The 17,117-nt window shown below is 46.5% G+C and carries 14 protein-coding genes; 5 read left to right on the top strand and 9 right to left on the bottom strand.

All coding sequences use genetic code 11. The features are described from left to right. The first annotated feature begins 31 nt into the window (after positions 1 to 31). The 3 genes from P3T48_RS04235 to udk all read left to right on the top strand — a co-directional run bounded on the left by P3T48_RS04235 (position 32) and on the right by udk (position 2,468). Positions 32 to 1,075 (top strand): endonuclease/exonuclease/phosphatase family protein, encoded by a 1,044-nt coding sequence (locus P3T48_RS04235; protein ID WP_022252738.1) that lies wholly within the window; start codon positions 32 to 34, stop codon positions 1,073 to 1,075. A 109-nt stretch (positions 1,076 to 1,184) separates the two neighbouring features. Next, positions 1,185 to 1,754 carry a uracil-DNA glycosylase family protein gene (locus P3T48_RS04240; protein WP_276505773.1) on the top strand — a complete coding sequence of 190 codons (570 nt, stop codon included), beginning with the start codon at positions 1,185 to 1,187 and terminating at the stop codon, positions 1,752 to 1,754. Positions 1,755 to 1,832: 78 nt separating this feature from the next. Beyond that, a complete protein-coding gene (gene udk, locus P3T48_RS04245) occupies positions 1,833 to 2,468 on the top strand; it encodes a uridine kinase (RefSeq protein WP_022252736.1) in 636 nt (211 codons plus the stop codon). Positions 2,469 to 3,351: 883 nt separating this feature from the next. Here udk and P3T48_RS04250 read toward each other — a convergent pair. The 6 genes from P3T48_RS04250 to P3T48_RS04275 all read right to left on the bottom strand — a co-directional run bounded on the left by P3T48_RS04250 (position 3,352) and on the right by P3T48_RS04275 (position 10,318). Then, positions 3,352 to 5,145: a M6 family metalloprotease domain-containing protein gene (locus P3T48_RS04250; protein ID WP_276505774.1), complete on the bottom strand. Its 1,794-nt coding sequence runs from the start codon at positions 5,143 to 5,145 to the stop codon at positions 3,352 to 3,354. A gap of 58 nt (positions 5,146 to 5,203) precedes the next feature. After that, positions 5,204 to 6,034: an EFR1 family ferrodoxin gene (locus P3T48_RS04255; protein ID WP_276505775.1), complete on the bottom strand. Its 831-nt coding sequence runs from the start codon at positions 6,032 to 6,034 to the stop codon at positions 5,204 to 5,206. 2 nt (positions 6,035 to 6,036) lie between these two features. Beyond that, positions 6,037 to 6,423, bottom strand: coding sequence for a DUF1573 domain-containing protein (locus tag P3T48_RS04260; protein ID WP_276505776.1), 387 nt, complete (start codon positions 6,421 to 6,423; stop codon positions 6,037 to 6,039). A 145-nt stretch (positions 6,424 to 6,568) separates the two neighbouring features. Further along, on the bottom strand, positions 6,569 to 9,427 hold the full coding sequence (gene uvrA / locus P3T48_RS04265) for an excinuclease ABC subunit UvrA (RefSeq protein ID WP_276505777.1): 2,859 nt from the start codon (positions 9,425 to 9,427) through the stop codon (positions 6,569 to 6,571). 74 nt (positions 9,428 to 9,501) lie between these two features. Beyond that, positions 9,502 to 9,972, bottom strand: coding sequence for a 23S rRNA (pseudouridine(1915)-N(3))-methyltransferase RlmH (gene rlmH, locus P3T48_RS04270; RefSeq protein WP_022252854.1), 471 nt, complete (start codon positions 9,970 to 9,972; stop codon positions 9,502 to 9,504). A 10-nt stretch (positions 9,973 to 9,982) separates the two neighbouring features. Beyond that, positions 9,983 to 10,318 (bottom strand): DUF4491 family protein, encoded by a 336-nt coding sequence (locus P3T48_RS04275; protein ID WP_276505778.1) that lies wholly within the window; start codon positions 10,316 to 10,318, stop codon positions 9,983 to 9,985. Positions 10,319 to 10,489: 171 nt separating this feature from the next. Between P3T48_RS04275 and P3T48_RS04280 the strand changes: the two genes are divergently transcribed. Next, positions 10,490 to 12,241 carry a phospho-sugar mutase gene (locus tag P3T48_RS04280; protein WP_276505779.1) on the top strand — a complete coding sequence of 584 codons (1,752 nt, stop codon included), beginning with the start codon at positions 10,490 to 10,492 and terminating at the stop codon, positions 12,239 to 12,241. A 396-nt stretch (positions 12,242 to 12,637) separates the two neighbouring features. Here the strand turns inward: P3T48_RS04280 and P3T48_RS04285 are convergent, their stop codons facing one another. The 3 genes from P3T48_RS04285 to P3T48_RS04295 form a co-directional block, all read right to left on the bottom strand. Continuing rightward, positions 12,638 to 13,036: a hypothetical protein gene (locus P3T48_RS04285; RefSeq protein WP_022251725.1), complete on the bottom strand. Its 399-nt coding sequence runs from the start codon at positions 13,034 to 13,036 to the stop codon at positions 12,638 to 12,640. 143 nt (positions 13,037 to 13,179) lie between these two features. Further along, a complete protein-coding gene (locus tag P3T48_RS04290) occupies positions 13,180 to 13,545 on the bottom strand; it encodes a hypothetical protein (protein ID WP_158463935.1) in 366 nt (121 codons plus the stop codon). 114 nt (positions 13,546 to 13,659) lie between these two features. Then, the gene (locus tag P3T48_RS04295) at positions 13,660 to 14,691 is read right to left on the bottom strand and encodes an asparaginase (RefSeq protein ID WP_158463936.1); all 1,032 of its coding nucleotides are present in this window, start codon (positions 14,689 to 14,691) and stop codon (positions 13,660 to 13,662) included. A gap of 222 nt (positions 14,692 to 14,913) precedes the next feature. Between P3T48_RS04295 and thrS the strand changes: the two genes are divergently transcribed. Continuing rightward, positions 14,914 to 16,866, top strand: a complete 1,953-nt coding sequence (gene thrS / locus P3T48_RS04300; RefSeq protein ID WP_276505780.1) for a threonine--tRNA ligase — start codon at positions 14,914 to 14,916, stop codon at positions 16,864 to 16,866. Positions 16,867 to 17,117 lie beyond the last annotated feature (251 nt).

Raw genomic sequence — 17,117 nt, forward strand, 5'->3', positions numbered from 1 at the left:
TTGCAGTAAACAAATTTTAAAACTATAAATAATGAAACGACATTTGCTATTCTTGGCGGCTCTTTTGATAGTCAATTTGGCTGCCTCTGCCCAGAAGAAGTTCTCGGTTTACGCCGTAGGTTTTTACAATCAGGAGAATCTCTTCGATACCTGTCACGATGAGGGAAAGAAAGATTACGAGTATTTGCCCAACAAAGGCTGGAACGGCATGAAGTACACCAATAAGTTGCGTAATATGTCGAAGGCCTTGGCGGATATGGGAACAGACGTGCTTCCTAATGTGGGGTGTGCCTTTATCGGACTTTCCGAGGTGGAGAACCATAAGGTGCTTGATGCCTTGGTAGACCAGGCACCTCTTAAGGCCCGCAATATGAAATATGTACATATCGAGGGTCCCGACCGTCGAGGCATCGACTGTGCGCTGCTCTATAATCCTTCGCTCTTCAGTGTGAAGAATGTGAAGCTGTTACCTTATGTGCAGGAGTTGGCAAAGGACAGCGCCTTCTTCACCCGTGGCTTCCTCACCGTAAGAGGAGAGATGGCTGGTGATGATGTGGCGGTGATCGTATGCCACTGGCCAAGCCGTTTCTCTGGTCCTTTCTATCGTGAGTCGGCTGCGCGACAGGTGAAGGTGATCAAGGACAGTCTGCTGAATGTGAACCAAGAGATGAAGATCTTTGTGATGGGAGATATGAACGACGACCCAGTGAACAAGAGCATGCACGTCTATCTGCAGGCTAAGCCCGAAATCAGTCAGGTGGGAGCTGGCGATATGTACAACCCCTGGTACAACGTTCTGGCAAAGGAAGGCAAGGGCACCTTATTCTATAGTGGCAACTGGAACCTCTTCGACCAGATAGTGATTACTCCTAATCTGCTCAACAAGGACGCCAAGAAGAAGGACTACTCTTCGCTGAAATACTGGAAGAGCCATATCTTCCGTCGCGATTACCTCATCCAGCAGGAAGGTCAGTACAAGGGAGCTCCGCTGCGTACCACAGCAGGCGGACGCTGGCTCAATGGCTACAGCGACCACTTGCCTGTAGTGATGTATCTCGTGAAGGAGAAGAAGTAACTTTTTAAAGGTAAAAAGGTAAAAAAGTAAAAAGGTAAAAAAAGTAAAAAGATAAAAAAAGTAAAAAGGTAAAAAAAGTAAAAAGATAAAAAAAGTAAAAAGGTAAAAAATGATAGAAAATCATCCTTTTGAGCCGTGGCTGCCATCGAATGCCCATCTACTGATGCTCGGCACTTTCCCGCCTTCGCCCAAGCGCTGGTGCATTCCTTGGTATTATCCTAACTATCAGAACGATATGTGGCGCATCTTCGGGCTTATCTTCTTCGCAGATAAACTTCATTTTGTCGACGCAGAGAACAAACGCTATCGTGAGGCAGAACTGAAGAGTTTTCTGCAGGAAAAAGGTGTGGCTATCTACGACACGGCTCAGAAGGTGATACGTACCAAGAATACGGCTTCAGACAAAGACCTACAGGTGGTGGAACCCTCCGACCTTGATGGTATGCTCAGAGCATTGCCCCAATGCAGGGCTGTGCTTACTGCAGGACAGTTGGCCACCCGCATCTTCTCCGAGCATTACGGCATTACAGCCACTCCGCCTATGGGAGGCTATGTGGAGTTCGTTTTCGATGGACGTATTCTCAGACTCTATCGCATGCCGAGCAGCAGCAGGGCTTATCCCTTAGCCGTGGAAAAGAAGGCTGAATATTATCGCAAAATGTTCGAAGATGTGCTCTAAGTGTATGTGCTGCCAAAGAGTAGCTCTTTTAATTTCTATAACTTCAGAACCTGATAAAGTTCAATAAAAATTAAAACTATGGATAAAGACAAAATAACCATCATCGGTATAGCCGGAGGAACCGGCTCGGGCAAAACCACGGTAGTGAGAAAAATTGTTGAGGCTTTGCCTCCTCACTTTGTGGCTGTAGTGCCTCTTGATTCTTACTATAACGACACAACGGGCATGACAGACGAAGAGCGTCATGCCATCAACTTCGACCATCCTGATGCTTTCGACTGGAAATTGTTGCACAAGCAACTCAACGATTTGCGTAACGGAAAGGCTATCGAGCAGCCTACCTACAGTTACCTCAAGTGTAATCGTGAGGCAGAGACGATACATGTAGAGCCCAAGCCTGTCATTATCATAGAGGGTATTATGACGCTGCTCAACAAGAAGTTACGCGATTTGATGGATCTAAAGGTTTTTGTGGATGCTGATCCCGACGAGCGGCTAATCAGAAACATTCAGCGCGATACTATCGACCGCGGACGTACGGTCTCTATGGTCGTCGACCGCTATCTGAAAGTGCTCAAGCCCATGCACGAGCAGTTTATTGAACCTACTAAGCGCTATGCCGACATTATTATTCCTGAGGGCGGTGAGAATGTGAAGGGTATCAATATTCTGTGCCGCTATGTGGAAGGTTTGGTGAAAGAAATAGAAGCTTAGTAATTTGTCTGTATTTTTATGCTGTATATTCATACGGTAATAGCCAAAAAAACGTTTCCCAGTTAGGTTTTTTAATCCGCCTAACTGGGAAAATATTTTTTCCTAACTATGAAATTTTTTTTTCATAGTTAACTAAGCTATGGCTGTGAATATTTATGCAAAAGTATTCTTGCTGTCTTATTCTTGTTTTACAGCAAGAAATATAACGTGCAGCTAATAATAAACTCCGCTTTAGCGACTGAGAAAGCGGAGTTTAACATATTATTTCGAGCTGTACGATTGAAATACCCTAATAGGAAAAAACTCTTAGAAGCCGCACGCCCTGAAAGGGCAGAAGCTCTTAGCCCAGGGCAACGCCCTGGGTTTTAATGATATACAAGCCTACGCCCTGTAAGGGCAAAAGCTTTAAAACTCCAGACAAAACTTAAAGCTTTTGCCCTTACAGGGCGCCTTGCTGATTGCTATTATACCCAGGGCGTTGCCCTGGGCTAAGAGCTTCTGCCCTTTCAGGGCGTATTGGTAATTTCAACCATACAGGTCGAATTATTTCCCTATGCCGTAGAATTGCTATTCGCAGGGCACAATTGTGCCATAAGTAGGCATTTTTGTGGAATCCGTATTAAAAAAAATTGAACACGAAGATAACTGGAGTCTTATCGCTTTGCGCCTCGTGAATCAGCATGATTACGAACTAAAAATAGTCGGTAAAAAACAAAGTGTGCAAAGATACAAAATACAATTTAGGAGAATGTCGAAGAGTGTTGCAGACTGTCGTTAAGTACATGACCTAAAGAAGCGCTTCGTTAACACTAAATAAAGCGCTTCGTTAAGTCTCATAGAAGCGCATCATCAGAATGGATGCCTGCGCTTCCTTAAAATTGCCTTATTTTATCACCACTTTCTTCTTGCCGATGATGTAGATTCCCTTCGTCAATTTGCTTGCATCATTGCCGAGGTAACGGCCATCGAGGGAGAAGATTTGCTTTGTAGTCATATCAGTTTCATCAACAGATGGGAGCTGGATGGCGCTGATATTATCAAGATAGTCGAAGGTGATGACTCCATTTTCTTCCTTGATATTATAGAAAGGCTTCTTTAATGTGCTGTTGTTGAGTACGACACTCAAAAGTTCGGTCTTATTTGTAGCACCTGGGAAAGGATCGCCTTGGAGACTTTCCTTGTACTGATCGTCTGTCCATTGTTTGCCATCACCATGGTTGTAGTCAGAGATTACATAACCATCAGCTGGAACAATCATAACTTTTGGCTTGCCTAAAGTATTATTGGGGTTATCAAAGAGGTTGACATCTTCGTTGTTATAGTCAATTCGCCAAACCAACATACCTGTTTTGTAAACATATGCTACACCTGTCCACCATCCGCCTATCTGGATGTTTTGTAACAAGAGGTACTCATTGTTTTCTCCCTTTATTTTATAAGCTATCCTTTCTTTGCCGTATGATTTGAGAGTAACAGTCTGCTTTTCATCGCTCAGTTCTATAGGTGTAGCCCATCCCATGGCATCCATTTCCCAAGGTGAATAAGGAGTAGGGCAGTAGCCGCCATTATAAGTATATTCTCCTCCATCCATCAAATCCCACATTTCTGGGTTTTGGTTGTCTACTTTTGATGCGTCAACAGTAGGGTAAAGGTCGGGCAGACCGAGCGTGTGAGAGAATTCATGGCAGAACAGTCCGATTCCGCTCAGTAAGAAACCGTTCTTTTGGTTCAATTCCCGTCCAAAGTTGAGTTCTGCATGAACTCCAAATCTGCAGACCTTTTTGCCGTCATAGGTTCCGAAACTGCCATCACCTGGTCCTGACTTTGGCCAAATGTCATTTGGATTGCCCGACATGCTGGCAGGATAACCTGCATAGATGATATATACGAGGTCTACCATTCCATCACCGTCTGCATCATATTGTGAAAAGTCAACATCTTTATCGGCAGCTTTACAGGCATCGCTGACAAGGGCAGAGGTGTTGTCGTGTTCACCTTCTCCATAGTAAAGAGAAGGCTGATTGAGTTTATAAGGACCTACGACATCAAACTGTGGAGTGTATGCACCCTTACTCATGTCGTAGAAATAGTCTGAAACACTTCCTTTGTTGCGGAAATATGCTTTTGCGTAAGAGCCTGTATAAGCTTCATACCCATCGGGTAAGTTGTCCTCAGTCTTTCCTTTAAGGAAGTGCTCAAATACATTCTTGGCTTTCTCTCCACTTTGGAAGGGTGTGTCAGAAAACTCAACCAGAATAACCAATGCCTTTGGACTGCCACTATGTGGGAAATACTTCACTCCGCTGTTTCCGGTACCCATTGCTTTTGCTGGTGATGCCTTTTGAATGGCATAACTTCTAAAGCGTGAAAGGTCTTGCTTTTTGATGGCTTTGATTTCTGCAGGCACACGTTTGTTGGCATTGTGGGCAATATAGTTTGTTGCTTTCAATGCGCCGTATGAGGTAGTTTCTGCAATATAGTAGTTGTTTCCTTCTTGTACAAGAAGAACTCCATCCTCTGTGGTGATCCAATTGAAATGTTCGTCGCCATATATTCTGACGTTTAATTCTGTTCCGTCGCTCTGTGTGACAGTGACAATGCCTGAGTATGCTTTTGCCGCAAATCCGCTTGCGATACCCATCAGAGCAAATGTGATGCTAAGTAAAATCTTCTTCATTTGTCTATAGAATTATTTAGTTATTATTCAAGTTTTGGTAGGTGATAGACAGTTACACCTATTTATAATAATATTGTCCCTTCTTCTGTGTCTGTCTGCCAAACTCGATGGCATGGTGCGGACAATGATGATAGCAAGAGAAACAGGTGAGGCAGTCGTCGTGGTGGAGCCATACCGGCTTCTTGCCTTTGCCTCCAGAGATGTCGCCCACAGGGCAGACGTTGGCACAGATGCCGCACTTCACGCATCGCTCTTCCACGACGTGGAATCGCTTGTCGGTGATGAGCACATGCTCGAAGAATCCTCCTACTATGTGGGTGAAGAACCAAGGAAGCGGACCTTCCGTCAGATGGCTAATGCCGGTCTTTCGCTCTCTCAGGTCTTCGCAGATGGCTTTCAGCTGTTGTGCTGCCTTCTCCTTCTTGCGCTTCTCCTTCTCGGAAGGATCTACATCCATGAATGGCAAGCCCACATACGACTCCGGCATGATGAGCGAATAAGCCGAGTCGGGCTGGCTGATGCCCATTGCTTGCAACTGATGGTTGGCTTGCAGACTTTTGTTGAGTGTGTCGATGGTCTTTCCGATGCTGTCGCCTGCCGTGCATACTGCATAGGAGAAAGGTTTGCTGTCAGGAGAAATACCATCGCCGAAGGGTTTCAGTCTCAGTCGACTGATGAACGAACGCACCAGTCTTGGCACTCTCCAGCCATGAACGGGGAAAACGAAACCAAGCCGTTCACCTTCTTTCAAGGCGAACGGCTCGATGTCTTTATCGGCTGAAAGATAGTCGGAATAGTCGGCTATGTTGATCAGTCGTTCTTGCGTGGCAGCCCCAATCTGAATGGCGGCCCAGCGAGTATTTCCTGTTCCTGAGAAATAGAATATCATTACTACTTCTTGACTTCGGTCATGACACCTTCTATATACAGACGAGTCATCTCTACAGTGCCGTTGGTACGTACGGTGATGCTCTTCTTGAAGTGGCCGGGCCATGTGCCGTCGCTTTTGTAAGTTACCTCAATCTGGCCCTTCTGACCAGGAGCTATAGGAGCCTTGGTGTACTTGGGTACGGTGCAGCCGCAGCTTGCCAATGCCTGATTGATGATAAGAGGCTTGTCGCCTACATTGGTAAAGGTAAAGGTAGCCTTGTGGATCTTCTCTGTCTCAGGGAATGAGCCAAAGTTGTGAGTCTGCTTGTCAAACTTGATTTGAGCCTGTGCGTTGGCGCTCAGAGCGCAGCAAACTGTCATACATATAAAGAGTACAAACTTTTTCATTTTCTTTCTTTTTTAAAAATGTAACGTTTTCTGTTCTTTTAAGTTTTGGATGCAAAATTACACATAAAGTTTAGTATGTCTCTAATTTTTTACATCTTTTAGCATCTCTTGTGGCGTATTTACCTCAGTTTAATAGCTTTTCGCCTTATTTTGGCAGATATTTCTTCAGGAATTGACCTGTGATGCTGCTTGGGCAGGCTGCCACTTGCTGAGGTGTACCGCAGGCTACCAGGTTGCCACCCTTGTCTCCTCCGTCGGGGCCTAAGTCTATGATATAGTCGGCACACTTGATGACATCGAGGTTGTGCTCGATAACCACCAGTGAGTGTCCGCGCTCTATCAGGGCGTTGAAGGCATGGAGCAGACGTCGGATGTCATGGAAGTGAAGACCGGTGGTAGGCTCGTCGAAGATGAAGAGTGTGGGCTCCTGTTCCTCCTTGCCGATGAAGTAGGCGAGTTTGACACGCTGGTTCTCACCTCCTGACAGGGTGCTTGAGCTCTGACCGAGCTTGATATAGCCCAGGCCCACTTCCTGCAGAGGCAGAAGTTTTCGTACGATGATGCGGCACTGGTCGAAGTCGTTGTCGCTATGTGCATTTTTCTCATCGCTAAAGAACTCGATGGCTTCGTTCACTGTCATGTTGAGCACATCGTTGATGTCCTTTCCTCCATATCTCACGTCCAGTATATCGTGCTTGAAGCGTTTGCCGTGGCAGGCTTCGCAGGTAAGAGTGAGGTCTGCCATAAACTGCATCTCGATGGTGACATATCCGGCACCCTTGCATTCCTCGCATCGTCCGCCTTCGGTATTAAAAGAGAAATACTGTGCTGTAAAGCCCATCTGTTTAGCCAAAGGTTGGGCGGCAAAGAGCGTGCGGATGGCATCGTAGGCTTTCAGATAAGTGGCAGGATTGCTGCGTGTACTCTTGCCTATAGGGTTCTGGTCGACAAACTCGATGTGTCGGATGCTCTTCCAGTCGCCTTCCAATGAGGCAAACTCGCCAGGAGCATCAGCCACGAGGTCGAGTCGGCGGCGGAGGGCAGGGTAGAGTATGCCCTTGATGAGCGACGACTTGCCCGAGCCCGACACACCTGTCACTACTGTAAAGACATTGAGAGGTATCTCCACATCAATGCCTCGCAGGTTGTTCATGCGAGCCCCTCGGATGGTGATGCTCATGTTCCATGCCCTTTGTGAGGCAGGACATTCTATCTCCTCGTCGTGGGTGAGGTAGCGTATGGTGTAGCTCTTGGGGTAGCGGTCCAACAGTTTCTGTTGGGCGGCCTTGTCGGTAGTATCGTACTCGGAGGAAGGTCCGGCATAGACCACCTCGCCACCTAAGCGTCCTGCATCGGGACCTATATCTATGAGATAGTCGGCAGCCCGCATGATTTCCTCATCGTGTTCCACGACAACCACGGTGTTGCCCAACTGTTGCAGTTCGCGAAGTACCTTGATGAGGCGGTCGGTGTCACGGCTGTGCAGTCCGATACTTGGCTCGTCGAGGATGTACACACTGCCCACGAGCGAAGAACCCAGGCTCGTGGTCAGGTTGATGCGTTGGCTCTCACCACCCGACAGACTATTGCTGAGTCGGCCTAAGGTGAGGTAACCCAATCCTACATCGAGCAGGAACTGCAGACGGTTGTTGATTTCGGTAAGCAGTCGTTTGCCGATGCTCTGCTCGTGTTCTGTAAGCTCCAACTTGTCGAACCAAGCCTTCAGATTGGTAATCGACATTTCCACCAGTTCGGTAATGCTTCTTCCGCCTATCTTCACATAGGTGGCTTCCTTCTTGAGTCGTGTGCCATGGCAGTCGGGACAAACCGTCTTGCCACGGAAACGGCTCAGCATCACGCGGTATTGTATTTTGTACTGGTTCTCTTTCACCATCTGGAAGAAGGCATCGATACTCACCTGCTCGTGGATGTCCTTTTTGCGGTCGCAAGGCAATCCGTGCCAGAGCATATCCTTCTGTTTCTGTGTAAGATTAAAGTAAGGCTCGAAGATTGGGAAATCGTATTGTGCTGCACGGCGGATGAACTCTTTCTGCCACATGCCCATCTTCTCGCCACGCCAGCAAACCACGCACCCATCATACACACTCATTGAGGTGTTGGGGATGACGAGTTTCTCGTCGATACCTATCACACTTCCGAAGCCCTCACAGGTAGGACAAGCACCTAAGGGAGAGTTGAAGGCAAACATATTGTCGGAAGGATCTTCGAAGGTGATGCCGTCTGCCTCGAAGCGGGTAGAGAAGTCGTAGCAGATATGGCTGGGAAGGAACAGAAGGCGGCAGGCACCATCGCCCTCATAGAAGGCAGTCTCAGTAGAGTCGGTGAGTCGGCTGATGTCGCTCTTCTCCTCGCTTACCGACGAGCGGTCGATAACAAGGTAGATGTCCTGAGCTTCGGCTTTTCCGTCGAAGTCCTCGATACGTACGAACTCATCTTTCACCAAGATGCGCGAGTAACCTTCCTGCAGATACATCTCCAACTGGCGGTCAAGAGTGCGTCCTTCTGCCACATGGATAGGGGCAAGAATCACAAACTTGGTGCCAGGAGAATACTGTCGGGTGCAGGCCAGGACGTCTTCAGTGGTATGTCGCTTCACCTCCTCGCCGCTGATGGGTGAGAAGGTTCTTCCTATGCGTGCATAGAGCAGGCGCAGGTATTCGTAGATCTCGGTAGTGGTTCCTACTGTGGAGCGCGGATTGCGCGAGATGACTTTCTGCTCGATGGCAATAGCTGGCGGCAAGCCTTTGATGAAATCACATTCGGGTTTGCTCATTCTGCCCAAGAACTGGCGGGCATAGCTTGACAATGACTCTACATAGCGACGCTGGCCTTCGGCATAAAGAGTGTCGAAAGCCAATGACGACTTGCCCGAGCCCGATACGCCTGTTATGGCAACAAACTTGCCCTGAGGAATCTTGATGTCGATATTCTTCAGGTTGTTGGCCCTGGCTCCTTTGATCTCAATATATTTTTCTTTAGCCATTTAGTAACTTTTTTTATTTCCTCCTTTTTACCCTTTTTACCTTTCTACCTTTTTATCTTTTTACCTTTCTACCTTTATTCATGATGATATGGCTCTCCTTTTATAATAGTGCATGCCCGATAGAGGGCTTCGGTGAAGATAAGTCTTACCATCTGATGGGAGAAGGTCATCTTGGATAGCGAAATCTTCTCGTTGGCACGGTCGTATACCGCCTGAGAGAATCCATACGGACCACCAATGACGAAGACGAGTCTTCGTGAAGTAGCCTGCTTGCGCTCTATCCATTTGGCAAACTCGATGCTGCGAAACTCCTGTCCATGTTCGTCCATCAGCACTACTGTGTCAGAAGGCTGCAGCTGTTTCAGTATCAGTTCGCCTTCGCGCTCTTTCTGTTGCTGTTCACTCAGACTCTTTGTGTTTTTGAGTTCGGGAATGGTGGTGATGGTGAAAGGCATGTAATGGGTGATACGCTCGGCATAATCTTTGATGCCAGCAATGAAATGCTTGTTGATGGTTTTGCCCACCAGTATGAGTTCTGTCTTCATTTTCCGTCTTTTACTTTCGTTCTTCGTCCTTCACCTCATCCTTATAATAACCCTTGCCGATGCGCTTGGGATTTTTAGGAAACCATCCCTTCTCGCAACGTTGTTTCTGCTCGAAGAGCTCACCGATGCTCCAAAGACTGGAGGCTCCCAAGACGCCATGAATAGCCGACAGAAGAATGTCCTCTATCAGGAATGCCGCAGCGATGGTGGCTAATCCCAGAACGAGAAATACCCACCAGTAGCGGGTGCCTGTGTAGTATTCGGTCTTGATGACAATAGGGTGGAAGAGTCCTATAATGAGAAATGTGCTGACGGCAATGATGATGCCTGTGAAATGTAATTCCATGTTTAATATTTTTATTGTTACTGAAAATGGTACAATCTTGTCCAAAAGATGACCAAATATATTTTAGAATGCAAAAATACAAAAAAATCTTCAATCTTGCTTTTGTTTCTCGGATATTTTATATATCTTTGCAAAAAGAACTAAAATAACAATTATATAATACCATTAACTATGGCTAATAACACAGAATTAATTAAGCAGTGTGAAGAAAGAGCTCAGCAGTGGCTCACACCTTCATTCGATGAAGAAACCCGTAAGGAAGTAAAGGCAATGCTCGACGCAGAGGACAAGTCTGCTCTCGTTGATGCATTCTATCAGAACTTGGAGTTTGGTACAGGTGGCTTGCGTGGAATCATGGGCGCTGGTACCAATCGTATGAACAAGTATATCGTTGGTATGGCTACCCAGGGCTTTGCTAACTACATCCTCAAGGCTTTCCCAGGTGAGGAGAACCTTTCTGTAGTGGTAGGTCACGACTGTCGTAACAACTCTCGTCTCTTCGCTGAGACCGTAGCTGCCATTTTCTCTGCCAATGGCATCAAGGCTTATCTCTTCGAGAGCCTCCGTCCTACACCAGAGATTTCTTTCGCTATCCGCGAGTTGGGTGCTAAGGCTGGTGTCAACGTAACAGCTTCTCACAACCCTAAGGAGTACAACGGTTACAAGGCTTACTGGAGCGACGGTGCTCAGGTTCTGGCTCCTCATGATACAGGTATCATTGAAGAGGTGAACAAGGTTTCTATCGACCAGGTGAAGTTTGAGGCTAACTGGGATAAGATCAAGATTATCGGTGGTGAGATGGATTACGACTACATGACAGCCGTTCATTCTGCTATGATCGACCAGGATGTCATCAACCGTCAGAAAGACCTCAACATCGTTTATTCAGCTATGCACGGTACAGGTCGTGTCATCGTTCCTCTCTGTCTGCGTTCTTGGGGCTTCCAGAATATCAATGTAGTTCCTGAGCAGATGGTTGTAGATGGTAACTTCCCAACAGTGGTTTCTCCTAACCCAGAGAATGCAGAGGCTATGACCCTTGGCATGAAGCTCGGTACTAAGTTGAATGCTGACCTCGTGGTTGCTACCGACCCTGATGCTGACCGTCTGGCTATCGTTTGCCGTGACGATAAGGGTGAGTGGATGATTATCAACGGTAACCAGACCTGCATGATGTTCTGCTACTACATCATCGAGAACAAGAAGAAGTTGGGCAAGTTGAAGCCAACAGACTTCCTCGTGAAGACCATCGTAACTACAGAGGTTATCGCTGAGATTGCCAAGAAGAACAACGTAGAGTTGCGCGACTGCTACACTGGCTTCAAGTGGATTGCACGCGAGATCGCTATCTCTGAGGGCAAGCAGCAGTATATCGGTGGTGGTGAGGAGAGCTTTGGTTTCTTGCCATACGACAAGGTACGCGATAAGGATGCTCCTGCTTCTATCTGCCTGATTTGCGAGATTGCAGCATGGGCTAAGGATCAGGGCAAGACTCTCTACGACCTCTTGATGCAGATTTATGCAGAGTATGGCTTCAGTAAGGAGTTCACGGTCAACGTGGTTCGCCCTGGCAAGACTGGTGCTGACGAGATTAAGCAGATGATGAGTGACTTCCGTGCCAACGCTCCAAAGGAGTTGGGTGGCAGCAAGGTGGTTACCTGGAAAGACTATCAGACATTGGAAGAAAAGCATGCTGACGGCAGTGTGGAGAAACTCAACATGCCTACAACAAGCAATGTGTTGCAGTGGTTCTGTGATGACAATACTAAGGTAAGTGTTCGTCCTTCAGGTACAGAGCCAAAAATCAAGTTCTATATTGAGGTGAAGGATCCTTCCTTCAAGTGTGCTGGTTGTTACAACCGTTGTACAGCAGCTGCTATGGAGAAGATAGAGGCTATCAAGAAGAGCTTGAACTTGGAATAGACAGGTTTTTAGTTATGGAGGTAATACCTCTATAGTATCTCTTATTTATACTGCGGGTGACTGAGAAGTTGCCTGCAGTTCTTATTTTGTATAAAAGACTGAACTTTAGCAAGTTTAGAAGTTGTAGAAGTTAAAGAAGTTATCACGTTAAACCACACCCTTCGGTTTTGAATAGAAAAGCTTCGGAAAATGAAAGCGGCTTCGATAGTCAATAAAGCCTATTGCGTAGAACAATGAAAGCGGCTTCGTAAGCAGTTGAAGCCTATTGCATTATTCTGATATTTTGCGAAAGTTGAGTAAAAGAAATAACCCAGGGCGGAAAGCCCTGGGTTTATTGTTGTACTTTGGGTGCTTTTTCAGCTATCCCATTGTGAGGTCTTTGCTCTTTACTCAGACTTAATCGAAAAGTTCGGCAAAGGCTTCTGCCGTCTTTCCTTCGTAAACCACCATGTCGGTAACAGGTTTGTAGCTGAAGTCGACAAAGCGAAGCAGCTGGGCTCCTACAAACTGACGGTCTTTAGAGATGCAGGTGTCCAATCGCATGTTGCCCATATCGCTCTTGCTGTACTTCTTGCCCTTGTTGCGCTGTTCCATAATGGTGTTGTTGCCGCCATTGAGCAGTTTTTCTAATTGTCCGCCTACTTCTACCGAGTATTCATTCTGGTTAACTTTGATGACACTCTGTGAAGGTTTATAGACAGCCTGAGTGAAAAGTCCGAAGCATGTTTTCTTTATTTCGATTTCTGGAAGCGCCTTCAGTTGGTCGCACATTTCCAAATGGTTGATACTTGCCATAATTTAAGTTGTTTATATATTGTCTGTTTTTTGAATTTGATATAACTCACCAGTCCTATGCCCGTCTTCGAACATAGGTAAACAGTGAGCTTGATGACTTCCCGAAAAGGAAAAACTCGTGATTCTTTTTGTACAGGCAAGTGTCAGCAAAGAAGATGCCGCAGGCAAATGACATAATATTTGCTTGCAACATCAAAGTGGATAGGCGCCGATTCCTGGCGCTCGTGTCCACGGTAGGTGGTTAAAAGAAAATGATAAAAATGATTCTTGAGTGGTAGCTTGTTGGGCGTTGATGTTTCGGAAGCCCAGCATGGTATCACTCTCTGTGGTCGGGCGTTACAGATGCGATAAATGTTGCTCGAATCGGTAAGTACCGCCTGTTGTTGAGGCTTATGCTCTTCTACTTTCTGCAGTCTGTCTTTAGTGACAGGCGCAGCATGGCTCTCTCCATAGCTTCCGAAAGCCATGGCAAGTACCAGTGTGATGAAAAGTAGAATGCGTCTTAGCATATATTGTTCTTTCTATTCTATACTTTATATATAGGCACTTCGCCTACACATTATATTATATATAATCCACAAAGCCTATATCTTTTTATATATAGCTTCTTAGGGAACATTGGTTTATAGTGTGATTTCACCCGCAAGCGATTGTTGTAACTTCTCACGTACTATCTTGTTGTCGCTGTATCGGCCTTGCAGGTACATCAGCTTGGTGACAGCTGCTTCCACGGTACTGTCGCGTCCACTGATAACGTGGGCTATCTTTAGCTGGAAGCCGGCTCCGTATCTGCTCATTTCCACACTTCCCGTAAGACATTGACTGATATTGATGATGTTGACACCACGATGGGCTGCCTGGTCGAGCAGACGCATAATCCAAGGTGCCTGAGGAGCATTGCCCGAGCCGTAAGTTCGCATCACAATGCCTCGTAGAGTAGGTGACTCCAGTACATGACGCACGATGGCATCCTGTATGCCTGGAAAGAGACTGAAGACGATGACGTTCGGATCGAGCTTCAGGTGTGGAACCATAGGCTTGTCATAGTCTGGCGTCAGGATGTGATGGTCGTGGAAGGAGAAGTTGATGCCCACATCGCAGAGATGGGGATGGTTGAAGGAGTCGAAGGCATGAAAACCTTCCGCATTAATCTTGATGGCTCGGTTGCCTCGCAGCAGTCTGCCATTAAAGAAGATGCATACCTCTGGAACCATAGGTCTTCCTTCCTTGTTCTTCATCGAAGCCAATTCTATAGCAGTCATGAGGTTCTCCTTTCCGTCGGTTCGCAACTCACCAATAGGCAGCTGGCTTCCTGTGAGGATGACAGGTTTGGTGAGGTTTTCCAACATAAAGGAAAGGGCTGATGCTGTATAGGCCATGGTGTCGGTTCCATGCAGGATGACAAAACCGTCATATTCTTCGTAATTATTGGCTATCAGTCCTACTAATTCTGCCCACCGCATAGGATCCATATCACTGGAGTCGATAGGTGGGTCGAATTTACGTACATCGATGTCGGCTTGTATGAGCTGGAATTCGGGCATTGAGGAAACTAAATGGTTGAAGTCAAGAGGCTCAAGAATACCAGTCTCGACATTTTTTCCCATGCCGATGGTTCCTCCTGTGTATATGATCAAAATCCGAGCTGCCGCCATATCTTGTACTTTTAATCTTTTTATTCCTTAAACTTACTGTAGGGTTATGCATTTTTTTGTTTCTACCTCCTCTTTTAGTGTAGAGATGGTGAAAATAAATGTTTCCTGTCTGCAAAAATACAATAAAAAATAGTCAGAACAAAAAAAAGTTGGAAAAATATGTGCGTCGTATGCAAAAAAGCATTACTTTTGCATTTGATTTAATAAAAATACTAAGTTGTTATGGTAAAAATCACATTCCCAGACGGATCTGTTCGTGAGTATGAGCAGGGCGTAACTGGTTTACAAATCGCCGAGAGTATCTCACCGGCTCTCGCTCGCAACGTTGTATCTTGCGGTGTAAATGGTGAGACAGTAGAGTTGAACCGTCCTATCAATGAGGATGCTAATGTAGAACTCTATAAGTTTGAGGATGAGCAGGGTAAGCACACATTCTGGCATACTTCTGCACACTTGCTCGCTGAAGCTCTTCAGGAGCTTTATCCTGGTATTCAGTTTGGTTTCGGTCCAGCCGTAGAGAGTGGCTTCTTCTATGACGTGATGCCAGCTGAGGGTCAGGTGATTTCTGAGAATGACTTCGCTAAGATTGAGGCTAAGATGATGGAGCTTGCCAAGAAGAACGAGCCTGTGGTTCGTAAGGAGGTTTCTAAGGCTGATGCGCTCGCTGAGTTCAAGGCTGACGGTCAGGAATACAAGTGTGAGCACATCGAACAGGACTTGGAGGATGGCACTATCACCACATATACCCAAGGTAACTTCACCGACCTCTGCCGTGGTCCTCACTTGATGAGCACTGGTCTTATCAAGGCCGTGAAGATTACAAGTGTGGCTGGTGCTTTCTGGCGCGGTGATGCCAAGCGTGAGCAGATGACCCGTATCTACGGTATCAGCTTCCCTAAGAAGAAGATGCTCGATGAGTACCTCGTGGTTCTCGAAGAGGCTAAGAAGCGCGACCACCGTAAGATCGGTAAGGAGATGGAACTCTTCATGTTCTCAGAGCGTGTAGGTAAGGGTCTTCCTATTTGGTTGCCAAAGGGTACACAGCTCCGTCTGCGTCTGCAGGAGTTGCTCCGTTCTCTCCTGAAGCCTTATAACTATCAGGAGGTTATCTGTCCAGGTATTGGTGGCAAGAGCCTCTATGTGACATCTGGTCACTATGCTCACTATGGCAAGGATGCGTTCCAGCCTATCCAGACTCCTGAGGAGGATGAGGAGTATATGCTCAAGCCAATGAACTGTCCTCACCACTGCGAGGTCTACGCTCGTAAGCCTCGTTCTTACAAGGATCTTCCTTTGCGTATCGCAGAGTTTGGTACCGTATTCCGCTATGAGAAGAGCGGTGAGCTCCACGGTTTGACTCGTGTCCGTACATTTACTCAGGATGATGCACACATCTTCGTCCGTTCAGATCAGGTGAAGTCTGAGTTCGAGAACGTAATCGACGTAATCTTGAAGGTATTCAAGATTTTCGGTTTCGAGAACTACGAGGCACAGATTTCTCTCCGCGATCCTAAAGATACAGAGAAGTATATCGGTTCTGATGAGATTTGGGAAGAGAGTGAGAACGCTATCCGCGAGGCTTGCAAGGAGAAGGGTCTTGAGACTCATGAGGAGGTTGGCGAGGCTGCCTTCTATGGTCCTAAGCTCGACTTCATGGTGAAGGATGCCATCGGTCGTCGCTGGCAGTTGGGTACCATCCAGGTGGATTACAACTTGCCAGAGCGCTTTAAGCTGGAGTATACAGCCGAGGATAACTCAAAGAAGACTCCTGTGATGATCCACCGTGCACCATTCGGTTCATTGGAGCGTTTTACAGCCGTTCTCATCGAGCATACAGCCGGTCACTTCCCATTGTGGTTGACTCCAGACCAGGTTGCTATTCTCCCTATCTCAGAGAAGTTCAACGATTATGCCCAGAAGGTACGTCAGTACTTCGACAAGCAGGGCGTTCGTGCTTTGGTAGATGACCGTAACGAGAAGATTGGCCGTAAGATTCGTGACAACGAGTTGAAGCGAGTTCCTTATATGGTTATCGTAGGTGAGAAGGAAAGCGCTGAGGGTTTGGTTTCTATGCGTAAGCAGGGTGGTGGCGAGCAGGCTACCATGTCAATGGAAGAGTTTGCTCAGCGCATCAATGCTGAGGTAGCAGAGCAGTTGAAGGCTGCTGAGGAGTAGGTCTTTTCAAGCTGATATATATATTAGTCACGCAGATTTCGCAGATTTCGCAGAATTTTCTTTGGGTATTCTTTGTTTGGGTACTCGGAAAATCGGCGTAGTTTGGGTAATCTGCGTGATTTTTTTTAGGGAAATACTTGTTGTTTCATAGATGACGGGAACCTCATTGCTACAATATACTTAATGCTTAAGAATATCGCAAGAATGAAAAGACTACGACATCTGCGAAATCTGCGATCCCTAAAACAAGC

Origin of the sequence: Segatella intestinalis (assembly GCF_029348455.1) — a bacterium.
Classification (GTDB): domain Bacteria; phylum Bacteroidota; class Bacteroidia; order Bacteroidales; family Bacteroidaceae; genus Prevotella.

Excerpts from the sequence above, each read along its gene's own strand:
- P3T48_RS04250 (WP_276505774.1), bottom strand. The coding sequence starts at position 5,145 with ATGAAGAAGATTTTACTTAGCATCACATTTGCTCTGATGGGTATCGCA.
- rlmH (WP_022252854.1), bottom strand. The coding sequence starts at position 9,972 with ATGAAGACAGAACTCATACTGGTGGGCAAAACCATCAACAAGCATTTC.
- udk (WP_022252736.1), top strand. The coding sequence starts at position 1,833 with ATGGATAAAGACAAAATAACCATCATCGGTATAGCCGGAGGAACCGGC.
- P3T48_RS04290 (WP_158463935.1), bottom strand. The coding sequence starts at position 13,545 with ATGCTAAGACGCATTCTACTTTTCATCACACTGGTACTTGCCATGGCT.
- P3T48_RS04240 (WP_276505773.1), top strand. The coding sequence starts at position 1,185 with ATGATAGAAAATCATCCTTTTGAGCCGTGGCTGCCATCGAATGCCCAT.
- P3T48_RS04285 (WP_022251725.1), bottom strand. The coding sequence starts at position 13,036 with ATGGCAAGTATCAACCATTTGGAAATGTGCGACCAACTGAAGGCGCTT.
- thrS (WP_276505780.1), top strand. The coding sequence starts at position 14,914 with ATGGTAAAAATCACATTCCCAGACGGATCTGTTCGTGAGTATGAGCAG.
- uvrA (WP_276505777.1), bottom strand. The coding sequence starts at position 9,427 with ATGGCTAAAGAAAAATATATTGAGATCAAAGGAGCCAGGGCCAACAAC.
- P3T48_RS04235 (WP_022252738.1), top strand. The coding sequence starts at position 32 with ATGAAACGACATTTGCTATTCTTGGCGGCTCTTTTGATAGTCAATTTG.
- P3T48_RS04275 (WP_276505778.1), bottom strand. The coding sequence starts at position 10,318 with ATGGAATTACATTTCACAGGCATCATCATTGCCGTCAGCACATTTCTC.
- P3T48_RS04260 (WP_276505776.1), bottom strand. The coding sequence starts at position 6,423 with ATGAAAAAGTTTGTACTCTTTATATGTATGACAGTTTGCTGCGCTCTG.
- P3T48_RS04280 (WP_276505779.1), top strand. The coding sequence starts at position 10,490 with ATGGCTAATAACACAGAATTAATTAAGCAGTGTGAAGAAAGAGCTCAG.
- P3T48_RS04295 (WP_158463936.1), bottom strand. The coding sequence starts at position 14,691 with ATGGCGGCAGCTCGGATTTTGATCATATACACAGGAGGAACCATCGGC.
- P3T48_RS04255 (WP_276505775.1), bottom strand. The coding sequence starts at position 6,034 with ATGATATTCTATTTCTCAGGAACAGGAAATACTCGCTGGGCCGCCATT.